Genomic DNA, 22,031 nt, shown 5'->3' on the forward strand with positions numbered 1-22,031 from the left:
TGTCAGCCCTTCGTGCTGCCCGCGCCGATCCCGGCGACGATGTGCCGCTGGAAGACGAGGAACAGGGCGACCATCGGGATGCTGGCGATCACCATCGCGGCGATGAGCACGGTCAGTTGGATGTTCTGCGACAGCTGGACGAGTGCCACGCTGATGGGCTGCTTGTCGGTGTCGGAGAAGACCATCAGCGGCCACAGGAAGTCCTGCCAGACGGCGACCAGGGCGAAGATCGACACCACCCCGAGGACCGGCCGTGACATGGGCAGCACGATCGACCACAGGGTGCGCAGCTTTCCGGCGCCGTCGATCTCGGCGGCCTCCAGCACATCGCGCGGGAGCTGGTCGAAGAACCGCTTGAGCAGGTACAGGTTGAAGGCGTTGGCGACGGCCGGCAGCCAGATGGCCAGGGGGTCGTTCAGCAGGCCCAGGTCCGCCACGGTCAGGTATTTCGGTACGACCAGGGCCTGGGCCGGGACCATCAGTGTGGCGAGGATGCCGCCGAGGACCACCTTGCCGAAGACGGGCCTGAGCCGGGACAGGGCGTAGGCGGCGGCCGTGCACAGGACGAGCTGGAACGCCCAGGCGCCGGCGGCCTGGACCACTGTGTTCCACAGGTGCTGCGGGAGCTGCATGAGGTCCCAGGCGTCGCTGTAGCCGTCGAGGTGCCACTGTTCGGGGACGAGGGTGGGCGGGGTGCGCGTCACCTCGTCCGGCGACTTCATCGCCCCGGTGACCATCCAGTAGACCGGGAAGAGGAACGCGAGCGCGAAGAGCACGACGACGGTGGTGAAGACGGTCCAGTACAGGGCCCTGCCGCGCGGGCGGGCGAGCGTCGCCGGGGAGACCAGGGTGCGGCTGCTCATGCGAGCTCCCCCTCTCCGGACCGGGTCAGCCGCAGGTACACGGCGGAGAAGGCGCCCAGCAGCACCAGGAGCATGACGCTCAGGGCGCAGGCGCCACCGAAGTCGTTGTAGAGGAAGGCGTACTTGTAGATCAGGTAGAGGACGGTGACCGTGGCGTTCTCCGGACCGCCGCCGGTGATCACGAACGGTTCGGTGAACACCTGCATGGTCGCAATGATCTGAAGGAGCATCAGCATGAGGATGACGAATCGGGTCTGAGGGATCGTCACATGCCGGATGCGCTGGAGGAGGTTGGCGCCGTCCAGTTCGGCTGCCTCGTACAGCTCGCCGGGGATGGACTGGAGGGCGGCCAGGTAGATCAGCACCGTGCCGCCCAGGTTGGCCCAGGTCGCCACGATCACCAGGGAGACGAGCGCGGTGTCGGCGCCGTTGGACCAGTTCGAGGTGGGCAGGTGCACAAGGCGCAGCGCCTCGTTGGCGAGGCCGGCTCCGGGGTCGTAGAACCACTTCCAGAGCAGGGCGCTGACCACCGGCGGGATCATGACGGGCAGGTAGACGACCACCCGGAAGAACGCCTTCGCGTGTCTGAGCTCATTGAGCACCAGCGCCATGACGAAGGGGATCGCGAAGCCGATGAGCAGGGCCAGCAGGGTGAAGGTGAGGGTGTTGCGCCAGGCGGCGGTGAACTCCGGGTCGTGCCAGACGCGGGTGAAGTTGGCGGTGCCGACCCATTCCGGCTCGGAACCCGGCGTGTACTTCTGGAAGGCGATCACGACGGCGCGGATCGCCGGGTACCAGGAGAAGAGCGCGAAGCAGAGCAGTCCGCCGAGGAGGAAGCCGTAGGCGCGCACCTGGTCGGCGAGGCGGCGCCGCCTCCGGTCCCCTGCGGGAGGCGGCGCCTGGATCGGGGGTGCGGCGATGACCGCGTGGGGTGGGCTGTCCACCGTCTTCATGGGGGTCAGCTCCGGGCCAGGATGCCGTCGATCTTGGTCGAGGCGTCCTTGAGGAGCTGGTCGATGTCGGCGTCCTTCTTGGTGAGGACGGCGGAGACGGCACTGTCGAGGACGGAGTAGATCTGCTGGGCGTTCGGCGGCTCGATCTTCATCCGCAGGCTCTGGTTGCCGTCGAGGAAGGCCTGGTAGTTCTCCACGGGCACATTGGCGTTGGCCTTCTTGACCTGCTGGTCCTTGGCGTCGGCGGCGCCGGTGAACAGGCGCGGCTCCGGCAGGCCGACCGGGGCGTCGGCCTTCTTGGCGCGGGCGTAGTCACCGAGGAAGCCGGCGCCGGGGGTGAGGAACATGTGGTCGAGCCACTGCAGGGCTGCCCGGATCTGATCGGGGCTCGCCTTCTTGTTGACCATGTAGCCGTCGCCACCGATGAGCGTGCCCTTGCCGCCGGGCATGGGCGCGAGGGCGAGGTCCTTGTAGTTGCCGCCCTTCTCCTTGACCAGGATCGGGATGTTGTCCGGGGCGGAGAGGTACATGCCGAGCTTGCCCGAACCCATCATCTGCTGGACGTCGTTGATGACGAGCAGCTGCTTGCTGCCCATGGAAGCGTCGGTCCAGCGCATGTCGTGGAGGTTCTGCAGGACCGCGTGGCCCTCGGGGGTGTCGATGGTGGCCTTCTTGCCGTCGGCGCTGACGACGTCGCCGCCCTGGGAGTACAGCTCGGCCGTGAAGTGCCAGCCGCCCTGGTTCTGGGCGCTGTAGTCGGCGTATCCGACGGCGCCGTCACCGAGTGCGGCGATCTTCTTGGCGGCGGCGCGCAACTCCTCCCAGGTGGCCGGGGGTTGCTCGGGGTCGAGGCCGGCCTTCTCGAAGAGCTTCTTGTTGTAGATCAGGCCCATCGAGTAGCCGGTGCGCGGGATGCCGTAGATCTTCCCGTCGACGGTGTAGATGTCGCGGAGTTGCTGCTGGAGGGTGCCGTAGCTCTTCAACTCCTTGACGTACGGGGTGAGATCGGCGGCCTGGCTGATGTCCACGACGTGCTTGGCGTCGGTGAAGTACGTGTAGAAGACGTCCTCCATCTGCCCGCCGGCGAGTTTGGCGTCGAAGGTCTTGGGGTCCTGGCAGGGGAAGGCGTCGTGCGCGACGACGTCGATGTCCGGGTGCTGCTTCTCGAAGGACGCGATGTCCTGCTCGAAGAACCGCCGGTCGACCTTGGCGCTCTTGGGCGGCATGCAGTTGACCGTGATGCGGGTCTTGCCGCTCGCCGTGTCGTCGCCCGATCCGCAGGCGGAGACGACCAGGGCAAGCGAACAGACACTGAGCGCGGCGACGGTACGGCGGTACCCGGTGCTTCTCATCGGTGGACCCCTCGTGGGCAGGAGCGGTGGGCGCCGCACACTCAAGCACCGCCGACAACTGTCCGCAAGATGTCACGCAGAATTTGAAATTATTCGACAGAGCGATGAGCGAGGAGGAGGGAGTCGATCACCGAGCGGGCGGCCGTGGGCGCGGTCGACCGGGCGGACGAGGCCGCGCCGGCAGCCGCGGCGGGCGACGGCTGCGAGGTCCTGGTGGACATGGCCGTTCAGTCGCGAGGCGCTTGCGCGGTGGATCCCCGGACCACCAGTTCGGGCTCGAAGAGCAGTTCCTCGGGCGGTACGGCACTTCCGCCGACCTGCGCGTTCAGCAGCTCGACGGCGGCTCGGCCCATGGCCTCGATGGGCTGGCGGACGGTGGTCAGCGGGGGTTCGGTGCAGTTCATCAGGGCGGAGTCGTCATAGCCGACGACCGACACCTGACCGGGCACGTCGAGGCCCTTGCGGCGGGCGGCCCGGATGACGCCGAGCGCGAGGGGGTCGCTGGCGCAGATGAAGCCGGTGACCCCGCGGTCGATGAGCCGGGCGGCCGCCGCGTGCCCGCCCTCGATGGAGAACATGGCCCGCGCGACCCGCTCGTCGGGCAGCTCACCGAGCCCCTGTGCGGCGGCGAGCTTGCGTGCCGACGGGATGTGGTCCGCGGGGCCCAGCACCAGGCCGATCCGCTCGTGGCCCAGGGAGGCGAGATGCCGCCAGGCCTGTTCGACGGCCACCGCGTCGTCGCAGGACACGCCCGGGAAACCGAGGTCGTCGATGGACGCGTTGACCAGCACCACCGGGATGTTCCGGTCGGCGAGCCGCCGGTAGTGGTCGTGGGGCGCGTCCGCCTGGGCGTAGAGCCCGCCGGCGAAGACGACACCGGAGACCTGCTGCTGCAGCAGAAGATCCACGTAATCGGCCTCGGACACCCCGCCCTTGGTCTGCGTGCACAGCACCGGCGTCAGCCCGAGCTGGGCCAGGGCACCGCCGATGACCTCGGCGAAGGCCGGGAAGATCGGGTTCTGGAGCTCCGGCAGCACCAGCCCCACGAGCCGGGCCCGCTCACCGCGCAACTGGGTGGGCCGCTCGTACCCAAGCACGTCCAGCGCGGACAGCACGGCCTGCCGGGTGCCCTCGGAGACCCCCGGTTTGCCGTTGAGCACCCGGCTGACCGTGGCCTCACTGACCCCGACCTTCTTGGCAACCTCGGCAAGTCGTCGCGTCATACGCGCAAGAATAGCGCAAGAAATGCAAGCGGCTTGCGTAATGCGTAAGTGCGTGAGTGACCAACGCAGCGTCAGTGACTACTCAAAGCGTTGGTGACTACTGACGAAGCGCCGTCGGCGACCTGAACGCCGACGGTGCCCGTCAGGCCTCGGGGGTGGGCACCACCGTGAGGTGGGCCGCGGTGCGCCGCGGGCGGCGCCTGGTGGGAGCCGGGCGCAGCACCAGCGTCAGACGCGTGTAGCCGAGGTCGCGCAGGGTGCGCGGGGTCTCGTCGACGACCCGGCAGTCGGTGGCGCCCCAACGGGGATCGGGGTGCACCAGGGGGCGTACGGAGCCGTCGTGCTCCACGGCCTGTTCGCCGACCGCGCGGATCCAGTGCGGCAGCCCGTGCCGGTAGGCGGCGTCCATGATCGGGTCCTGGGCGATGTCCCGGCGGATCGCCTGGAGGCCGTGGTCGTGGCCGTGCCGCTCCACCGCGGCGGCGAAGTGCGCGAGCATCGGCAGGCACCACCGCGACTCGTGCTCGCCGAGGACGCTGCCGGCGTCGGGATGGAAGAGGACGAACCGGAGGAAGTTGTCACCCGGCATGGCCGTCGGATGCGGACCCACGGCACGGAAAAGTGACGCGAAAGCGGTGTTGGCGAGAACGACGTCCCAGCGGTGGTCGAGGACGACGGACGGGAAAGCGACGGCTTCCAGGAGCGTGGCGTAGTCCTGAAGGTATGCCTGGGCTTCGAGCCCCTCGGGGACGGGCCGCAGTTCCGACCGCTGCCCACCTGCCTGATATGCCATCGGGAGGTCACCCCTCTTGCCTATGCGGCCTTCACGCGGCGCCTTGATCCTGCTTCTCCGGAACAAGTCGTGTCAACTATCGTGGCATTCCGTGGCGGTTGACGGCTGAAATTGGCCACAGTTGTGGCGACACCTGGATGTGAGTTCGAACAACGGGCTACTCTCCGGGAAGTTCACGGCGACCGCCTGTGAGAAGTCGGGTGAGAGACGTAGGAGATCTGTCGGTGTCGGATGGCTTCGAGAGCCCGGACGACGCGGCAACGGTCGTGCTGACGGCCGTCGTCGCCCGCGTCGGCGCACTCGCCGGCCGGCTCGGCGTGCCGCACGCGCAGGTCTTCGACACCGGCCGACTGTCCGTCGCCTCCGGCGTCCCCGAACCCGTGGTCAAGGCCCTGCTGAGCGGGCGCCCGGCGGGTGAACCCGACGTCCAGGCGCGGTTCCTGCAGCGGCTCGACCTGCTGCGCCGCACCCGGCTGAAGCCCAACGGGCGCAAGTACACCCAGCAGGAGATCGCCGACGGCGCGGGCATGTCCCGGCAGCAGGCGGGCGCCCTCATCAACGGCGACCGGCGGCCCACCATGGAGCACTGCGACGCCATCCAGCGGTTCTTCCGCGTGCATGCCGGATTCCTCACCGCGGAGGACCCCGAGGCGCTCGCGGGTGCCCTCCAGCACACCGAACAGGAGCTCCTGCACAAACTCGCCGACCGTGAGCGGGAGGCCGCGGCGGCCGCCCGCGACCCGCTGGAGCGGCTGCTGCAGGACCACGGCGTCCGCGGGATCGCCTGGCGGGCCGCGCAGCTGCCCACGGACCAGCACCGTGACAAGGTCGCCGAGTGGCTGGACATGCTCCTGGAGAGCGTCAAGCGGCCCGAGTCCTGATCCGGGAGACAACTGTGGGCATCGGTAAGCACATGCGCCGCCTGAGCGGCGAGTTGGTGGCGGAGCTGGAACTCGACGCCCCGGCACGGCCCGAGGACCTCTACGGCGCCCTGTGCGACGCGATGAGCAGACGCCGGGGCCGCCCGGTCCACTTCCGTACGGCGCCCTTCCCGCCCGGCACGGCCAGCGGACTGTGGCTCGACATGGCCGACCAGGACCTGGTCGTGATCGAGGAACGCACCGCGCCCGACCACCAGTTGGTCATCCTCGGCCACGAGCTGTGGCACATGAACGCCGGCCACTGCTCCCATCACGTCGAGGGCGCCGCGGTCGCCGCCCGCCTCCTCCATGACGACGCCGACCTCCAGGCCACGGTCCGCAAGGTCGCCGCCCGCAGCCGCTTCGACCTCGACGACGAGCGGGAGGCGGAGAGCTTCGGCCTGCTGCTGGCCAGCAAGTGCCGGACCTGGCTGGCGGGTTCGCCGCTGCGCGGGCCGGCGCAGCGGGACCATCTGGCGGGGCGGATCGAGGTGTCGCTGGGGTATCTGGGGCCGCAGGGCTGAGAGTTCGGCGAAGGTCACGTCGCGCTGCGCTCGCCGGCCTCCCTCAGCACACTCCCCGGACCGCCCTCACGCAACAGCTCCCTCCAGTGGTCCCTGCTCCAGTCCGCCGGGGCCGTGGTGGCGGTGAACTCCTCGACCAGGGAGACGAAACGGGCGGGGTCGGTGTGGAAGGGGAAGTGTCCCGCGCCCTCGAAGATCTCCAGACGGCTGCCGGGCATCGCCTCGTGTGCCCCGAAGGCGTGCCGCACGGGCACCACGCTGTCCCGGTCGCCCCACAGCAGCAGGGTCGGCATGCCCTCGGTGAGATAGCAGCGGTCGAGCATGGTGACGACCTGTCCTCGCCAGTCGACGACCGCGCGCAGGGTGCGGATGAAGGCGTTGCGGGAGGTCTCGTCGGGGAGCGCGTCGACGAGGTTCAGCAGGTCCGGGGCGTCCTGGCCGAGGTCGGTGTCCAGGAGCCTCATCAGACGGATCGCGAGGCCCAGTTGGAGTCGCATGCCGGGCAGCCGCAGCGAGGACAGCATGAGGTGGGCGCCGGGCAGGGACACCAGCCGCAGCACGGGGTTGACCTCACGGCCCACACCGCCCGCGCTGACCAGGATGAGCCGCTCGGTGCGCTCGGGGAACTGGTAGGCGAACTGCATGGCCACTCCCCCGCCCAGGGAGTGCCCGACCAGGGTGGCCGACTCGATGCCGAGGGTGGTGAGCAGATCGCGCACGCCGTTGGCGTACGCGGCCACCGAGTAGTCGGCGCGCGGTTTTTCGGAGTCACCGTGGCCGAGCAGGTCGGGGGCGATCACGGTGTGGGTGCGGGCGAGGTCGGGAATGAGTTCGGCCCAGGTCGCCGAGGAGTCGCCGATGCCGTGGATGAGGACGAGCGGCGGCCCCTCACCCGCCATGCGGAAGGCACGGCGGTATCCGTGCACCGTGCGGTGTCGCAACTCCAGTTCTCCGTCGCCGACCGAGCGCAGCCGGACGGCGCGTACCGGGCGTCGCCGCGGGTCGTCGACCATGTGCGCTCGCCTCCCGTTCACCTGGCCGCGGATCAAGACGGCCGAAAGCCCTTCCTCCCAGCGTAGGGCCGCTTTCCGCACGGTGATTTCGGTGAGGTTTCGCCTCCGCTAAGCGAGCGAACGAACGGGCACGGAGGCCGGATTGTCAGTGGGGGACGGCAAGCTGGAGATGCACGCCCGTGCGGGGTGCGACCGACGTGCCCCGTCCGGGGGTGCGACCGACGCCGACTTGGGGAGAGCCGCCGATGCCCACCGCCGTACTGACCGACCGTGAGCGCACCGCCGTCCAGGCGTATCTGCGGCTGCTGCACACGGTCCGAGCCGCCTTCGACACCGCGGCCGGCCCACCCGACACCGCGCGGCCACCGGTCGTCCCGCCGGCGGTCCTCGCCGAGGCCGAACAGGCCTTGGCGGATGCGGGCCTCGCGGGCAACGAGGAGGCTTTCTTCAGGCTGCTCCAGACCTGGTGCCCACCGGAGCCCCGGCAGACATGACCCGCGGGCTGCGGCCATGCCCGCCGGTGGCTCAACGAGTGTGATCCTCACGCGCCGCGGCGGCCCAATGGGCGTGATCCACACGGCCGCCGCGCCGCCGGTGGCTCAACGGCCGTGATCCGCACGCACCGGCCATGCTGCCGGCAGCCCAACGGGCATCAGCCGCACGGTCGCCGTGTCGCCGTGTCGCCGTGTCGCCGTGTCGCCGTGTCGCCGTGTCGCCGGAGAGCCTGCGGGCATGGACCACACCATCCCGCCATGCCCGCCATGCCCGCCATGCCCGCCATGCCCGCCATGCCCGCCAGCGGCACCAGCATGCTCCCCAGGGTCCCCCGGGCCGCCGGCGGACCAACGGGCAGGAGCTGCGCCCTCCTGCCCAGTCGCCGGCGGGCCTGCGGGAGTGAGCCGCAACATGCCGTCATGCCCGTCGGCAGCCAACAAGCGTCGTCCGCACGCTCCCACTACGCCGCCGGCGGCTCAACGAGCCTGATCGGCACGCGCCTGCGGTGTCATCGGCGGCCCAACAAGCTTGTTGCGCACGCCCCACCACGCCCGCCGGAGCTCAACGGGCCTGATCCGCACGCCCACGCCAAGTCGCCGGAGACCCACCCGAGATGATCCCCACTGTGCTGCCACCCCCACCGCAGGCCCACCCGGTGTGAACCCCACCGTGCCGCCACCCCCACCGGAGGCCGACGGCCGAGGCCGGGCCGAGTGGTCAGTTGTGCGGCACCGTTATCGAGGTCGCCACCAGGCCGGTCCGGACCGTCCAGCGGCCCTCGAAGACGCCGCGCCGCTCGCCGCCCACCAGGGGGCCGGGGACGAGGAGTTCGGCTCGCAGAGCGCCACCGGCGGGCTGTGCGGGGTCGACCAGGATCTCTATGTCGGCCTCGGAGAAGTCCAGCCACTTGCCGGTGAGCGGGAACCACGCCTTGTAGACGGACTCCTTGGCGCTGAACAGCAGCCGGTCCCAGTGGACCAGGGGGTGCGCCCGGGCGAGTTCCCGCAGCCGGACCCGCTCCCCCGGCAGAGAGACGCTCTCCAGCACGCCGTCCGGGAGCGGCCCGTGGGGTTCGGCGTCGATGCCGAGGGAGGCGAGGTCGGCGGCGCGGACCAGGGCGGCGGCGCAGTAACCGTCGCAGTGGGTCATGCTGCCGGTGAGTCCGGCCGGCCACCGCGGGGCGCCGCGTTCCCCGGGCAGCACCGGCTGCGGCGGCACCCCGAGCTTCTCCATGGCACTGCGGGCGCAGGCCCGCACCACGGCGAACTCACGGCGGCGCTTGGGGACGGCGCGCGCGATGAGCGCGGCTTCCTCGGGGTACAGCACGGCGTTCTCCGGCTCGTCGTGGCCGTGGGCCTCGACGGCCACCACCGAGTCCGGCAGGAGTTCCTCGATCACAGCGCGCCGACCTCCCCAGGCACGATCCGGCGCAGCCGTCCCGGCGGCTCGGCCCGCTTGCGCCACTCCCGCGGATAGCCCACCGACACCTCCTCGAAGCGGACGCCCTCGTGCCAGGTGGTCCGCGGGATGTGCAGATGGCCGTAGACCATGGTCTCGACGCGGAACCTGCGGTGCCAGTCGGCGGTCAGCGTGGTGCCGCACCACATCGCGAACTCGGGGTACCACAGGACGTCCGTCGGGTGCCGGTCCAGCGGGTAGTGGTTGACCAGGACCGTGGGCAGGTCGTCGGGGAGCGCGGCGAGCCTGCGCTCGGTCTCGGCGACCCGGGCCCGGCACCAGGCCTCGCGGGAGGGGTAGGGGTCGGGGTGCAGCAGGAACTCGTCGTTGCAGACGACGCCGGTGCCGTGCGCGTACTCCAGGCCCTGCTCCTTGGTGGTGCAGCCGGCGGGCAGGAAGGAGTAGTCGTACAGCAGGAACAGCGGGGCGACGGCGACGGGGCCGCCGGGACCGTCCCAGACCGGGTAGGGGTCCTCGGGGGTGAGGACGCCGAGCTCCCGGCACATCTCGACGAGGTGCTCGTAGCGGGCGACCCCGCGCAGCGTGACGGTGTCCTTCGGGTGGGTCCACAGTTCGTGGTTGCCGGGGGCCCAGACGACCTGGCGGAAGCGGCCGGCGAGGGTCTCGAGGGCCCAGCGGACGTCGGCGACGGTCTCAGCGACGTCACCGGCCACCAGGAGCCAGTCGTCGTCGGTGCCGGGGCGCATCTCCTCGACGAGTCGGCGGTTCTCGGGATAGCCGATGTGCAGGTCGCTGACGGCCAGAAGCTGTGCCGCGTCACCGGCCGTAGACGTCACCTCTCGCCCCCTCCGAGCACCCGAGTGGGACCACGAGAACACATTTGTTTTCCCGGTACAAGAGGGGGCCGGGGCGGTGGCGCTTCATGATCGGGAATTCCGTAACACGGGCGTTGCACGCGTGCCCCCTTGAAAGCCGTATGATCGCCCCAACACCACCGCACGTACCTCCCTTCGCAAGGGGCGGTTTGGTGTCCCTCCAATCACCCTGCCCGGGCACGGGCCCGCTTCGCCCTGCCCGAAAACCCCGAAAGGCGGCCTGAATGCACTCTCGCGTACGCGTCTGGCTCAACCGCACGTACGCGGAGAACGTGTTCTTCATGGATCAGCTGCGGCGAAATCCCAGCGACAGAGCCGTCGAGATCCATGCGACGCACGCGGACGCGGACTCACCCGTGCTGGCGGCGGCAGACACCGCCGAGCTGGAGCCGGAGGGGCTGTCCCCCGCCGCCTACGTCGAGTACGCCCTCGACCAGTGCCACAAGCGGGGCATCGACGTGTTCGTGCCCCGGCTGCACCAGGCGGCGATCGTCGCCCACCGCGCCGACTTCGCCGCGCTCGGTACGGCGCTGCTCGCGCCGCCGCCGGAGGCCGTCGCCGTCTTCCACGACAAGGTGATCGCCTACGAGGCGGTCCAGGCGGTCGGTGTTCCGGTGCCGCCGTGGTGGCGGGTGCGGACCGCGGACGAGCTGGTCACGGCCGTCGAGAAGCTCGAGGCCGACGGTCACAAGGCCTGCTTCAAGCCCGCGTCCGGCGCGGGCGGGGTGGGCTTCCGGATCATCACGCGCGCCCCCTTCTCGCTCGCGCAGCTCAACGGGTTCCCGGGCCCGTACGTGTCCCTCGACATGGTCGTCGAGGCGCTGGAGCAGTCCGGGGAGCAGGTGGACTGGCTGGTCATGCCGCGTCTCGAGCAGCCGGAGGTGTCCGTGGACACGCTCACCGGACCGGACAACCGGGTGCGGCTGGCGATCGGCCGCACGAAGAACGGGCGGCGTCGCGGGTTCACGCAGGACGAGCAGTGGCTGGAGCCTGCGCGGCTGGTCGCCGAGGGGTTCGGGCTGCACTATCTCTCCAACATCCAGTTCCGGATGCTGGACGACCGGCCGGTGCTGATGGATGTGAACACGCGCCCGGCGGGCGGGTTGCACCAGCTGTCCCTGTGCGGGGTCAACGTGCCGTGGGCCGCGGTGCAGTTGGCGCTCGGGGAGGACACCGGAGTGATCGAGCCGCCGTTCCTGGGACAGGACTACACGGTGGTGTCGGGGGTGCGGCAGCTGCGGCCGGTGTCGATTCCGGGCCAGCGCGAGGTTTCCGAGCCGTTGCCCGCGGTGCCCGCTCCTGCGGCTGCGACCGCTGAGCCCGTTGTCGTCCAGACAGCGGGTCAGGTGCTGCCGCTCTAGGTTGCCCTCACCCCCACCGGTATGGACCAATCCTGCCGCTCATCTTGACAGGCCGATTGGTCCATACCAACTTGGTTGCGCACCCCGCTGCACTCCCCTGCAGCTCTCTGCACTCCCGAACACCCCCATTTCTTCAGGGAGATCGCGTGCGCAACCCACTCAGACGTTCCAGACTTGTCGCCCTCCTCGGTTCCGCCGCACTGGCATTCGTCGGTGCCCTCGCGCTGCCCGGCACGGCTCAGGCGGCCAACATCCTGACCAACCCCGGCTTCGAATCGGGCAGTCTCTCCCCCTGGACCTGCACCGGAAACCTCGGTTCGGTCGTCTCCTCTCCCGTCCACGGGGGCTCCAAGGCCCTTCAGGGCGCGGTGAGTTCGAGCGACAACGCCCAGTGCAGCCAGACCGTCGCCGTCCAGCCGAACACGACCTACTCGCTCAGCGGCTGGGTCCGCGGCTCCTACGTCTACCTCGGCGTGAACGGCGGCGCCTCCACGTGGACGAGCTCCCCGTCGGCGTACAGCCAGCTCACCACGAGTTTCACCACCGGCACCGCGCAGACCAGCGCCACGATCTACGTCCACGGCTGGTACGCCCAGGGCACCTACTACGCCGACGACATCAGCCTCGACGGGCCCGGCGGCGGGGGCGGTTCGGACACCCAGGCGCCGAGCGCGCCGACGGGGCTCGCCTCCACGGGCAAGACGTCGTCCAGCGTGTCTCTGAAGTGGAACGCCTCGACGGACAACGTGGGCGTCACGGCCTACGACATCTACAGCGGCTCCAACAACGTCCTCGCCGTCTCCGGTACGTCCGCCACCGTCAGCGGTCTCTCGCCCAGCACGGCGTACACCTTCACCGTCAGGGCGCGCGACGCGGCCGGGAACACCTCCGGGGCCTCCAACTCGGTGAGCGTGACGACCGACGCGGGCGGCGGGGGCGGCACCGGCTTCAAGCAGGCGGCGCCATATCTGTACGAGGGCTGGGGCGATCCGCCGAACCCGGCCACGGTGATGAGTACGACCGGCGTCAAGTGGTTCACGATGGCGTTCGTGCTGGACTCCGGTGGCTGCAACCCCGCCTGGGACGGCAGCCGGCCGCTGACCGGTGGTGTCGACCAGAGTGCCATCAACCAGATCCGTGCCGCCGGCGGTGACATCGTGCCGTCGTTCGGCGGCTGGCAGGGCAGCAAGCTCGGTGCCAACTGCTCCTCCGCGAGCGCGCTGGCGGCCGCCCTCCAGAAGGTGATCGACGCCTACTCGCTCAAGGCGATCGACATGGACATCGAGAACAGCGACGAGTTCGAGAACGAGGCCGTGCAGGCGAGGATCCTGACCGCGCTGAAGACGGTCAAGGCCAACAACCCCGGCTTGAAGACCATCGTCACCTTCGGCACCTCGACCACCGGCCCGACCTACTACGGCAACCGGCTCATCGAGCAGGCGCAGTCGCTGGGCGCCAACATCGACGTCTTCACCATCATGCCGTTCGACTTCGGCGGCGGCTCCGACATGTACGGCAGCACCGTGAACGCCACGGAGGGACTGAAGGCCAAGCTGAAGTCCACCTTCGGCTGGGACGACGCCACCGCGTACGCCCACATCGGCATCTCCGGCATGAACGGCCTCTCCGACCAGCAGGAGAACACGACCCCGGGGATCTGGACCCAGATCCGCGACTGGGCGAACTCCCACCACCTCGCCCGGCTCGCCTTCTGGTCCGTCAACCGCGACCGGCCGTGCCCGGGCGGCGGAGTCGTCAGCAACTGCTCCGGCATCAGCCAGAGCACCTGGCAGTTCACCTCCATCACGGCCGGCTTCACCGGCTGAGGACGCGCGAGGTCCCCGGCGCCGTGCGGCTGCCGGGGGCCTCCGGTCTTCTCTCAGCCCCGGGCCGCGAGCGCCTCGCGCCACACCGGGCTGTCGACGTAGTGGTTGTCGAACCGCTCCGAGGAGTCCTTGATCTCCTGCGGATCGGCCTCGCCGCGCATCACCCGGCCGAGCAGTCGAAGGTAGTCGAAGCGGCCCGCGCCCGGCGTGAAGACGAACAGCACGTCGGCCGTCCTGCCGGGCGCGGCGGCGAAGGCGTGCGGGGTGTGCGGCGGCACCACGAGGAAGTCACCCGCCTCCAGGACGGTGATCTCCTCGCCCACCAGCACCTGGAGCGCCCCCTCGATCACGAAGAACATCTCCGAGGCCCTGGTGTGCAGATGCGCGGGCGCACCGACCGCGCCCTCGGCGAAGGTCGACCGGTAGCCGGTGAGCCGCCCGCCGGTGTCGTCGGAGTCCGCGAGGAGCGTCATCACGCTGCTCGGGTCGCGGGTCGTCTCGGCGTCGGCGGCGCGGGTGAGGACCGGGGCGAAGTCCGTGGTCTGCGCGGTCTCGTCGTTCTTCGTCGTCGTCATGCCTACGACACTACGCAGCCAACCGACCGACTGCGGGGGGCATTTCCGGGCCGGAATCATGGGTCAATTCCCGGGTCACGGCCGCCCGGAACGGGGGCCGCGACCCGGGACTTCGGGCAAGGAGCCTCAGAACCGGCCCGCCCCCCGGTACAGCTCCAGTTCCCCGTCCAGTTCCACCTTGAGCACCGTGGCGTACGGATCGAGGTGGGCCTCGGCGGGCGGGTCGATCCACACGATGCCCACGGCCTCGTGGAGTCCGCCGACCACCTGGTGGCCCAGTTCCCTGCCGGTGCCCAGGACCGTGACCCTGCGGACCGGGGTGACCAGGCCCTTCAGGCCCACTTCGGCGCGAGGTGCGTCGAAGAGCACCAGGTAGAGCGTGCGGCCGTCCGCGGAGAGCGTGCTGGGCCCGTAGTGGTGCCCGGCGGGCAGCCCGCGCACGGTCCCGTACACCGCCTCGGAGTGCTTGCGGATCCACTCCCCCAGACCCTCCAGGCGCTCCACCTGAGGCTCCGGGATGGTGCCGTCCTCCATCGGGCCGACGTCCAGCAGCAGATTGCCGCCCCCGCCGATGGTCTCGGTGAAGTAGCGGATCAGCTGGGCGAGCGACTTGTGGTGGTGGTCCTCGTGCCGGTACCCCCAGGAGTCGTTGATCGTCAGGCACAACTCCCAGGGGCTATCCGGGGGTTCGATGGGAGCGCCCTGTTCGGGGGTGGCGTAGTCGCCCTCGCCGAGCATGCGCGCGTTGAAGACGACGTCCGGCACGTACGACCGTATGAGCGCGGCGAGTTCGGGGATGCGCCACTGCTCCTCGCTGCGCTCCCACTCGCCGTCGAACCACATCAGGTCGGGCCGGTAGCGGGAGGCGAGCTCCCGGACCTGGCCGTCCCGGTAGGCGATGAACCGCTCCCAGGCCGCCAGGTCCTCGTCCTCGGCGGCGACCTCGGAGTAGCGGTTGTCCTCCTGCTCCGGCGGGCGGCCCGGCTTGCGCGTGGAGGCGTAGTCGGGGTGGTTCCAGTCGGAGTGCGAGTAGTACAGGCCCACCTTCAGGCCCTTGTCCCGCAGCGCCTCGGCGTAGGGACCGAGGTAGTCCATGCCGAGGTTCAGGTCGCCGAACTCCGTCTCCCACAGGGCCACTCCGTCATGGTGACGGCTCGTCAGCACCGCGTACTTCGCGCCCGCGCGGGCGAACAGGTCGGCCCACGCGCGGGCGTCGTACCTCGCCCCCGTGAAGCGCTCCAGCTGGGACATGTACCGCTCGTGCGGGACGATGTCGTCGTAGAACGACCAGGACTCCTGGACGCCGTCCACGGCGTAGATACCCCAGTGGACGAAGATCCCCAGCTTGGCGTCGGTGAACCACGGTTGCATCGGCATGGGTCAGCCCCTGCTCAGCCGGAGCGTCAGCACCTGGAAGGGGCGCAGCGAGATCCGCACCCCGCCGTCGGTGACCTCGGCCGTCTCGTCCTCCAGCGGGCGCTCCAGCAGGTCGGTGACCCGGGCGCCGACCAGCGGGAACCCGGTGCGCAGCACACCCTGGGCGCGGCCGCCGCCCGACTCGTAGAGACGGACCACGACGTCCCCGGAGCCGTCGTCGGCGAGCTTGACCGCCTCGACGGTCACGCCCTGGCCGTCGACCGAGACGACCGGCTCGGGGGCGCCGGCCGCGTCCGCCACCCGGAGCGGGAGGTTGAGGGAGTAGCCCTCGGCGACGGTGTCCTCGATGCTCGCGCCGGGCAGCAGCGCGTAGGTGAAGCGGTGCCTGCCCTGGTCGGCCTCCGGGTCCGGGATGCGCGGGGCGCGGACCAGGCTGAGCCGGACCGTGGTCGTCGTACCGCCGTCCTCCCGGACCGTACGGGAGACGTCGTGGCCGTAGGTGGAGTCGTTGAGCACGGCGACGCCGTAGCCCGGTTCGCCGATGTGCACCCAGCGGTGCCCTGAGACCTCGAAACGGGCCGCCTCCCAGCTGGTGTTGGTGTGCGTGGGCCGCTGGACGTGGCCGAACTGGATCTCCGCCGAGGAGTGCGCGGCCCGCACGTCGACGGGGAAGGCCGCCTTGAGGATCTTCTCGGCCTCGTGCCAGTCGATGTCGGTCTCGAAGTCGATCCGGGGGCTGCCGGCGCGCAGGGTGATGGTCTGGGTGATCGTCGAGCCCTTGCCGAAGGCCCGGGTCACGCGGATCGCGCCCAGCAGCGGGTCCTCGGAGACGACCTCCACCGACGTGGGCTCCAGGAGATCCGTGTACCGGTTGTTGTAGTGCTTGTCGATGTCCCAGGCGTCCCAGTAGTTCGGGAGGTCGGTGTGCAGGCGGAGCAGGTTGCCCTTGTCGCCCAGCACCTCCCGGCCGGCCCGCAGATCGAGGACGGACGACAGCGTGCCGTCCTGCGCCACCTCCACGCGCACCAGGCCGTTGTCGAGGACCCGCCCCTCGGCCTTCACGGGCTGGGCGGGCTCCGCGTTCGTCAGCGACGCGCTGCCGCTCGCGGGTACCTCGACGTACGCCAGAGCGCCCTCGGAGGTGCGGACCACCTCGGCCCGGTCGAACGGGCTGGTGTTGAAGACCCGCGCGCCACCGGCCCCCAGCGCGGCCACCGCCTCGGCCGTCAGCGCCTCCAACTCCTCGGCCACGCGCGCGTATTCGGCCTCCGCCTCGCGGTGCACCCAGGCGATCGAGGAGCCCGGCAGGATGTCGTGGAACTGGTGGAGCAGGACCGTCTTCCACAGGCGGTCGAGCTTCTCGTACGGGTACGAGTAGCCCGGCGCGTGCAGCGCGGCCGTCGTCGCCCACAGCTCGGCCTCGCGCAGCTTGTGCTCGGAGCGGCGGTTGCCCTGCTTGGTGCGGGCCTGGGAGGTGTAGGTGGCGCGGTGCAGCTCCAGGTAGAGCTCGCCGACCCAGACCGGGGCGTCCGGGTACTCGGCGCGGGCCTGGGCGAAGAACTCGTCGGGGTGCTCGACGACGACCTTGGGCGAGCCCTCCAGGTCGGCGAGGCGCCGGGCCCGTTCCATGATCTCGCGGGTGGGGCCGCCACCGCCGTCGCCCCAGCCGAAGGGGGCCAGCGAGCGTGAACCGCCGCCCTTCTCCGAGTAGTTGCGGACCGCGCGGTCCATCTCCTCGCCGCTGAAGCGGGCGTTGTAGGTGTCGACGGGCGGGAAGTGGGTGAAGATGCGGGTTCCGTCGATGCCCTCCCACCAGAAGGTGTGGTGGGGGAACTTGTTGGTCTGGTTCCAGGAGATCTTCTGGGTGAGGAACCAGTCGTTGCCGGCGAGCTTGGCGAGCTGCGGGTAGGCGGCGGTGTAGCCGAAGGAGTCCGGCAGCCAGACGCCCTTGGTCTCGACGCCGAAGTGTTCGATGAAGAAGCGCTTGCCGTGGACGAGCTGGCGGGCGATGGCCTCGCCGCCGGGCAGGTTGCCGTCGGCCTCGACCCACATGCCGCCGACGGGGGCCCACTGGCCCTTCTTCACGGAGTCCTGGATGCGGGCCCACACGTGCGGGTAGTTGTCGCGCACCCACTCGTACTGCTGGGCCTGGGAGCAGGCGAAGATGAAGTCGTCGTACTCGTCGGCGAGCGCGGTGACGTTGGAGAAGGTGCGGGACGTCTTGCGCTTGGTCTCGCGGATGGGCCACAGCCACGCGGAGTCGATGTGGGCGTGGCCGACACCGGAGATGGTGTGGGCGCTGGCGTGGGCGGGCTTGGCCAGCACCGGCGCGAGGACCTCCCGGACCGCCGCCGCGCTGCCGGAGACGTCGTCCAGGTCGAGGGCGTCCATGGCCCGGTCCAGGGCGTGCAGGATCTCGTGGCGGCGGGGCTCGTGCTCGGCGAGGTGGACCATGAGCTCGCGCAGCACCTGAAGGTCCAGATCGAGGTGGAAGACCTCCTCGTCGAGGACCGCGAGGTCGGCGCGCTGGAAGGTGTAGAGGGGCGCGGAGCCGGCCGTGAGCTTGTCGCCCATCGGCGTGACCTTGGAGAAGTTGTCCTTGAGGATGTCCGGGTTGGAGGCGGCCTCGACCAGGTAGTCGATCTCCTCGCCGCCGTTCGCCGGATTGGCGACGGGGACGTACTGGTTGAGCGGGTTGACGGCCTTCAAAGGGCGGCCGTCGGCGAGGTGGACCAGGGCCTCGGCCTGGTTGCCGGGCCAGTCGCCCACGAAGCCGAGGTCGATGACGGCCTCGACGCGCTTCCCGGCCCACTCGGCGGGCACCCGGCCGCGCATCCGGAACCAGGTGGTGCCCCAGGGCGGGCCCCACGGAGTGTCCATCGCGAAGGGCGTGTAGCGGGCGGCCGCGGCCTCCTCGAAGGAGACCGGCTCGCCCGGCGCCTGCCAGGCCTCGACCTCGAACGGGACGGTGGCCGCGTAGATCGCGGGCTTGATGCGCTGGTCGTGGGCGCGCTGGACGCGCTCCTCGATGCGGCGGCGTTCGTCGTGCATGAAGGGTCTCCAGGGAGGGAGAGGGCGAGCCGGTGGGGCCGGGGAGCGCGGGGAAAGCGCTTTCCAAAAACAGACGCTACTTAAGGTACGCGAGCCCCGGATGCACCGAGGTGTAGCCCTCGACCAGCTTGCGGGCGACATTGACGGAGTCGACCAGCGGGTGCAGCGCGAAGGCCTTCACCGCGGTGGTGCGCGAGGCGGACTCGGCGGCGGCCAGCACCTCCCGCTCAACCGCCTTGACCGAGCAGACCAGGCCGGTGGCGTGGTCGGGCAGCGGGGCGACGGAGACGGGGTGGGCGCCGTTGGCGTCGACGAGGCAGGGCACCTCGATGACGGCGTCGTGGTCGAGCACGGAGAGCGTGCCCTGGTTGCGGACGTTGAGGATCAGGGTGGCGCGCTCGTCGCGGGCGATGGCCCGCATCAGGGCGAGGGCGACCTTCTCGTAGCCGCCGGAGAGGTCGTCGGCGTCGCGTTCGCCGGCGCCGGCCGTCTCCCGGTTCTCGGACATGTAGGTGGCCTCGCGCTCGGCACGCGTGCGGTCCCAGACGTCCAGTGCCTTGGCGCCGGGGGCACCGACCTCGTCGTAGAACCGTGCCTGCTGGTCGGCGAGGAAGGCGCCGCGGGTCTTCTCGGCCTGCTGGTAGGAGCGGACGGCCTCACGGTTGAAGTAGTAGTAGTGCAGGTACTCGTTGGGGATCGCGCCGAGCGACTGGAGCCAGTCGACGCCGAAGAGCTTGCCCTCCTCGAAGGAGCCCAGCAGGTCGGGGTCGGCGAGCAGGCGCGGGAGCTCGTCCCGGCCGGCGATCTTCAGGCCGCGGACCCATCCGAGGTGGTTGAGGCCGACGTAGTCGATCCACGCCTCGTTGGGGTCGGCGCCGAGCACGCGCGCGATACGGCGGCCGAGGCCGACCGGGGAGTCGCAGATGCCGATGACGCGGTCGCCGAGGTGGCGGGACATGGCCTCGGTGACCAGGCCCGCCGGGTTGGTGAAGTTGATGACCCAGGCGTCGGGGGCGAGGCGGGCCACGCGCCGGGCGATGTCCACGGCCACCGGGACCGTGCGCAGGCCGTAGGCGATGCCGCCCGCGCCGACCGTCTCCTGGCCGAGGACGCCCTCCGCGAGGGCCACCCGCTCGTCGTCGGCACGCCCTTCCAGGCCGCCGACGCGGATCGCCGAGAAGATGAAGTCGGCGCCGCGCAGGGCCTCGTCGAGGTCGGTGGTGGCGGTCACCGTGGGGGCGCTCGGGACCTGTGCCGCCTGCTCGGCGAGCACTCGGGTCACCGCGGAGAGCCTTCGGTCGTCCAGGTCGTGCAGGACGACCTCGGTCACCCGGCCCTCCGCGCGGTCCGTCAGCAGCGCGCCGTACACGAGCGGGACCCGGAAGCCGCCGCCGCCAAGAATCGTCAGTTTCACCGTTGAGCCTTTCCTGCCAGGACCACCTCGACGCCCGCCTCCTCCAGGGAGGAACGGGTCACCGCGTCGACCGGCGCGTTCGTCACCACCACGTCCAGGGCCTCGGGACCGCAGACCTTCGCCATGCCCGTGCCCGGGAACTTGGCGGTGTCGGCGAGCAGGACGACCTTTTCGCTCGCTTTGATCATCGCCCGTTTCACCGGCACCTCCACGACCGTCGTGTCCATCACCTGCCCGCCCGGGCGCACTCCACTGGTGCCGAGGAAGAGCCAGTCGGAGTGCAGCTGGCGCAGGTTGTCCTCGGTGAGGAAGCCGACCAGGGAGCGGTACTCGCGGCGGACCATCCCGCCGAGCAGCACCAGCTCGATGCCCTCGTCGTCGGCGAGCTCCTCGTAGACCACCAGGTTGCTGGTGATCACGGTGAGCCGGCGGCCGTGCAGCTGCCGCGCCAGCCGGTAGGCGGTGGTGCCGATGTCGAGCAGCACGGACTGGCCGTCCTGGACCAGCGCCGCGGCGCAAGCGGCTATGGCGTCCTTCTCGGCCACCCGGACCTCGGCGACCTCGGCGAAGGGCTGATCGCCCTCCTCGGCGCGCGCGCCGCCGTGCACCCGGGTGAGCAGCCCGTCCTCCTCCAGCTTGACGAGGTCACGCCGGATGGTGGCGGGGCTCACACCGAGCTGCTCGGAGAGGTCGGTCACAGCCGCGGGGCCGCCGGAGCGCAGGGCCCGCAGGATGAGTTGGTGTCGTCGTTCAGCCAGCACGCCGTGAACACTACTCGTCATCTTCAATCATTTCTATGCTCAGTTCTGCTTGGGTATTGACCAATCTCGTCGAGCGGCGCACGATTCCCGTCATCGAAATTGACGAGTTTTGACGAGAGGCACTCACGTGGACGACGACCGGCCCGAGGTGCTGCTGACCGGGCTGCTCTTCTACGACCTCGTCCTGACGGGTCTGGGAAAGCCGCCGACTCCGGGTGAGGAGATCTGGACGGCCGGCATGGGCTGCGGCCCCGGCGGCATCGCCAACCTGGCGGTCGCAGCGTCCCGCTTCGGCCTGCGCACCTCCCTGGCCACGGTCTTCGGCGACGACTTCTACGGCGCCCACTGCCAGGAGATCCTCGCAGGTCAGGAGGGTGTCGACCTCTCGCTCTCGCGGGTCGCGGACGACTGGCACACTCCCGTCACCGTCGCTCTCGCCCTCCCCCACTCTCGGCTTCGCTCGAGCGGGGGGACCCCCATCCACGACCGGGCGCTGGTCACCCACGGCCAGGAACCGCCGTACTCCCAGGACACGCTGATGGGCGACCCGCCCGAGGCGCGCACGGCCCTCGTCCACCTGGAGGCCGAGCCGCGCGCCTGGCTCTCCAAGGCCGCCGCGAACGGCACGCACATCTACGCGGACGTCGGCTGGGACCCCACCCAGGTGTGGTCCACCGACCTCCTCGACCAGCTGGCCCTGTGCCATGCCTTCCTGCCCAACGAGGGCGAGGCGATGGCCTACACCCGCACCGACAGCGCGGTGGCGGCGCTCGGCACGCTCTCCGAGCTGGTGCCGGTGGCCGTGGTCACCCGGGGCGGCGACGGCGCGGTGGCGGTCGACCAGGTCACCGGCGAGTACGCGGACGTCCCGGCCCTGCCCGTCGACGTCCTCGACGCCACGGGCGCCGGTGACGTGTTCGGGGCGAGCTTCGTCGCGGCCTCGCTCGGCGGCTGGCCGCTGGAGGAACGGCTGCGGTTCGCCGTCCTCGCCGCCGGTCTGTCCGTACGGCATCACGGCGGGGCCCTGGCGGCCCCGGGCTGGTACGGAGTGGACCAGTGGTGGCGCTCGCTGACGGACCCCACTCTGAAGCGCGCGTACGGCTTCCTGACCGACCGCATCCCCGCGGACGTGGGCCCACCGGTCCACCACGCGCCGGTCACCCCGCCGGCCCGCCTCTCACCCGAGCACTCCCCCGTGCTCCCACCCGGCACCGCACGGCAGCACTGATCCGCAAG

General features: G+C 70.5%; 19 protein-coding genes. 6 read left to right on the plus strand and 13 right to left on the minus strand.

Going from position 1 to position 22,031, the window contains the following annotated elements; translation table 11 throughout:
* Positions 1-2: 2 nt before the first annotated feature.
* The 5 genes from ACIRP7_RS35160 to ACIRP7_RS35180 form a co-directional block, all read right to left on the minus strand.
* Positions 3-863: a carbohydrate ABC transporter permease gene (locus ACIRP7_RS35160; RefSeq protein WP_403667815.1), complete on the minus strand. Its 861-nt coding sequence runs from the start codon at positions 861-863 to the stop codon at positions 3-5.
* Positions 860-1,816: a carbohydrate ABC transporter permease gene (locus ACIRP7_RS35165; protein ID WP_403667818.1), complete on the minus strand. Its 957-nt coding sequence runs from the start codon at positions 1,814-1,816 to the stop codon at positions 860-862. Before ACIRP7_RS35165 ends, ACIRP7_RS35160 begins: the two co-directional genes overlap by 4 nt.
* Positions 1,817-1,821: 5 nt before the next feature.
* Positions 1,822-3,168, minus strand: a complete 1,347-nt coding sequence (locus ACIRP7_RS35170; protein ID WP_403667821.1) for an ABC transporter substrate-binding protein — start codon at positions 3,166-3,168, stop codon at positions 1,822-1,824.
* Positions 3,169-3,395: 227 nt separating this feature from the next.
* Entirely contained in the window at positions 3,396-4,391 is a 996-nt protein-coding gene (locus ACIRP7_RS35175; protein ID WP_403667824.1) for a LacI family DNA-binding transcriptional regulator, read from the minus strand.
* 142 nt (positions 4,392-4,533) lie between these two features.
* On the minus strand, positions 4,534-5,184 hold the full coding sequence (locus ACIRP7_RS35180) for a hypothetical protein (protein ID WP_403667827.1): 651 nt from the start codon (positions 5,182-5,184) through the stop codon (positions 4,534-4,536).
* Positions 5,185-5,408: 224 nt separating this feature from the next.
* Between ACIRP7_RS35180 and ACIRP7_RS35185 the strand changes: the two genes are divergently transcribed.
* Both ACIRP7_RS35185 and ACIRP7_RS35190 read left to right on the plus strand, forming a co-directional pair.
* Complete coding sequence (locus ACIRP7_RS35185; RefSeq protein ID WP_403667829.1) at positions 5,409-6,065, plus strand: helix-turn-helix domain-containing protein; 657 nt, start codon at positions 5,409-5,411, stop codon at positions 6,063-6,065.
* 32 nt (positions 6,066-6,097) lie between these two features.
* Positions 6,098-6,628 carry a toxin-antitoxin system, toxin component gene (locus tag ACIRP7_RS35190; protein ID WP_390007037.1) on the plus strand — a complete coding sequence of 177 codons (531 nt, stop codon included), beginning with the start codon at positions 6,098-6,100 and terminating at the stop codon, positions 6,626-6,628.
* Positions 6,629-6,642: 14 nt separating this feature from the next.
* On the opposite strand, the gene ACIRP7_RS35195 is transcribed toward ACIRP7_RS35190, so the two are convergent.
* Positions 6,643-7,641 carry an alpha/beta fold hydrolase gene (locus ACIRP7_RS35195; RefSeq protein WP_403667832.1) on the minus strand — a complete coding sequence of 333 codons (999 nt, stop codon included), beginning with the start codon at positions 7,639-7,641 and terminating at the stop codon, positions 6,643-6,645.
* A 245-nt stretch (positions 7,642-7,886) separates the two neighbouring features.
* On the opposite strand from ACIRP7_RS35195, the gene ACIRP7_RS35200 reads away from it, so the two are divergent.
* On the plus strand, positions 7,887-8,135 hold the full coding sequence (locus ACIRP7_RS35200; protein WP_403667835.1) for a hypothetical protein: 249 nt from the start codon (positions 7,887-7,889) through the stop codon (positions 8,133-8,135).
* A 718-nt stretch (positions 8,136-8,853) separates the two neighbouring features.
* Here ACIRP7_RS35200 and ACIRP7_RS35205 read toward each other — a convergent pair.
* Complete coding sequence (locus ACIRP7_RS35205; protein WP_403667838.1) at positions 8,854-9,534, minus strand: 4'-phosphopantetheinyl transferase; 681 nt, start codon at positions 9,532-9,534, stop codon at positions 8,854-8,856.
* Entirely contained in the window at positions 9,531-10,391 is an 861-nt protein-coding gene (locus tag ACIRP7_RS35210) for a metallophosphoesterase family protein (protein WP_403667840.1), read from the minus strand. The genes ACIRP7_RS35205 and ACIRP7_RS35210 overlap by 4 nt, the downstream gene beginning before the upstream one ends.
* A gap of 263 nt (positions 10,392-10,654) precedes the next feature.
* Between ACIRP7_RS35210 and ACIRP7_RS35215 the strand changes: the two genes are divergently transcribed.
* The gene (locus ACIRP7_RS35215; RefSeq protein WP_403667843.1) at positions 10,655-11,791 is read left to right on the plus strand and encodes an ATP-grasp domain-containing protein; all 1,137 of its coding nucleotides are present in this window, start codon (positions 10,655-10,657) and stop codon (positions 11,789-11,791) included.
* A 146-nt stretch (positions 11,792-11,937) separates the two neighbouring features.
* On the plus strand, positions 11,938-13,617 hold the full coding sequence (locus tag ACIRP7_RS35220; protein ID WP_403667846.1) for a carbohydrate binding domain-containing protein: 1,680 nt from the start codon (positions 11,938-11,940) through the stop codon (positions 13,615-13,617).
* 53 nt (positions 13,618-13,670) lie between these two features.
* Here ACIRP7_RS35220 and ACIRP7_RS35225 read toward each other — a convergent pair whose 3' ends face one another.
* The 5 genes from ACIRP7_RS35225 to ACIRP7_RS35245 form a co-directional block, all read right to left on the minus strand.
* Positions 13,671-14,192, minus strand: a complete 522-nt coding sequence (locus ACIRP7_RS35225) for a cupin domain-containing protein (protein WP_403667849.1) — start codon at positions 14,190-14,192, stop codon at positions 13,671-13,673.
* Positions 14,193-14,318: 126 nt separating this feature from the next.
* Positions 14,319-15,569, minus strand: a complete 1,251-nt coding sequence (locus ACIRP7_RS35230; protein WP_403667852.1) for an alpha-L-fucosidase — start codon at positions 15,567-15,569, stop codon at positions 14,319-14,321.
* Between the two features lie 3 nt (positions 15,570-15,572).
* Positions 15,573-18,620, minus strand: coding sequence for an alpha-mannosidase (locus ACIRP7_RS35235; protein WP_403667856.1), 3,048 nt, complete (start codon positions 18,618-18,620; stop codon positions 15,573-15,575).
* A 76-nt stretch (positions 18,621-18,696) separates the two neighbouring features.
* A complete protein-coding gene (locus ACIRP7_RS35240; RefSeq protein WP_403667859.1) occupies positions 18,697-20,034 on the minus strand; it encodes a 6-phospho-beta-glucosidase in 1,338 nt (445 codons plus the stop codon).
* Positions 20,031-20,795 carry a DeoR/GlpR family DNA-binding transcription regulator gene (locus ACIRP7_RS35245; protein ID WP_403668252.1) on the minus strand — a complete coding sequence of 255 codons (765 nt, stop codon included), beginning with the start codon at positions 20,793-20,795 and terminating at the stop codon, positions 20,031-20,033. The genes ACIRP7_RS35240 and ACIRP7_RS35245 overlap by 4 nt, the downstream gene beginning before the upstream one ends.
* A gap of 127 nt (positions 20,796-20,922) precedes the next feature.
* On the opposite strand from ACIRP7_RS35245, the gene ACIRP7_RS35250 reads away from it, so the two are divergent.
* Positions 20,923-22,023 (plus strand): carbohydrate kinase family protein, encoded by a 1,101-nt coding sequence (locus ACIRP7_RS35250; RefSeq protein ID WP_403667862.1) that lies wholly within the window; start codon positions 20,923-20,925, stop codon positions 22,021-22,023.
* Positions 22,024-22,031 lie beyond the last annotated feature (8 nt).

Source organism: Streptomyces sp. NPDC102270 (assembly GCF_044766405.1).
Classification (GTDB): Bacteria; Actinomycetota; Actinomycetes; order Streptomycetales; family Streptomycetaceae; genus Streptomyces.

Coding starts and splice junctions, on each gene's coding strand:
- ACIRP7_RS35160 (WP_403667815.1), bottom strand. CDS start 863: ATGAGCAGCCGCACCCTGGTCTCCCCGGCGACGCTCGCCCGCCCGCGC.
- ACIRP7_RS35165 (WP_403667818.1), bottom strand. CDS start 1,816: ATGAAGACGGTGGACAGCCCACCCCACGCGGTCATCGCCGCACCCCCG.
- ACIRP7_RS35170 (WP_403667821.1), bottom strand. CDS start 3,168: ATGAGAAGCACCGGGTACCGCCGTACCGTCGCCGCGCTCAGTGTCTGT.
- ACIRP7_RS35175 (WP_403667824.1), bottom strand. CDS start 4,391: ATGACGCGACGACTTGCCGAGGTTGCCAAGAAGGTCGGGGTCAGTGAG.
- ACIRP7_RS35180 (WP_403667827.1), bottom strand. CDS start 5,184: ATGGCATATCAGGCAGGTGGGCAGCGGTCGGAACTGCGGCCCGTCCCC.
- ACIRP7_RS35190 (WP_390007037.1), top strand. CDS start 6,098: ATGCGCCGCCTGAGCGGCGAGTTGGTGGCGGAGCTGGAACTCGACGCC.
- ACIRP7_RS35195 (WP_403667832.1), bottom strand. CDS start 7,641: ATGGTCGACGACCCGCGGCGACGCCCGGTACGCGCCGTCCGGCTGCGC.
- ACIRP7_RS35200 (WP_403667835.1), top strand. CDS start 7,887: ATGCCCACCGCCGTACTGACCGACCGTGAGCGCACCGCCGTCCAGGCG.
- ACIRP7_RS35215 (WP_403667843.1), top strand. CDS start 10,655: ATGCACTCTCGCGTACGCGTCTGGCTCAACCGCACGTACGCGGAGAAC.
- ACIRP7_RS35225 (WP_403667849.1), bottom strand. CDS start 14,192: ATGACGACGACGAAGAACGACGAGACCGCGCAGACCACGGACTTCGCC.
- ACIRP7_RS35230 (WP_403667852.1), bottom strand. CDS start 15,569: ATGCCGATGCAACCGTGGTTCACCGACGCCAAGCTGGGGATCTTCGTC.
- ACIRP7_RS35235 (WP_403667856.1), bottom strand. CDS start 18,620: ATGCACGACGAACGCCGCCGCATCGAGGAGCGCGTCCAGCGCGCCCAC.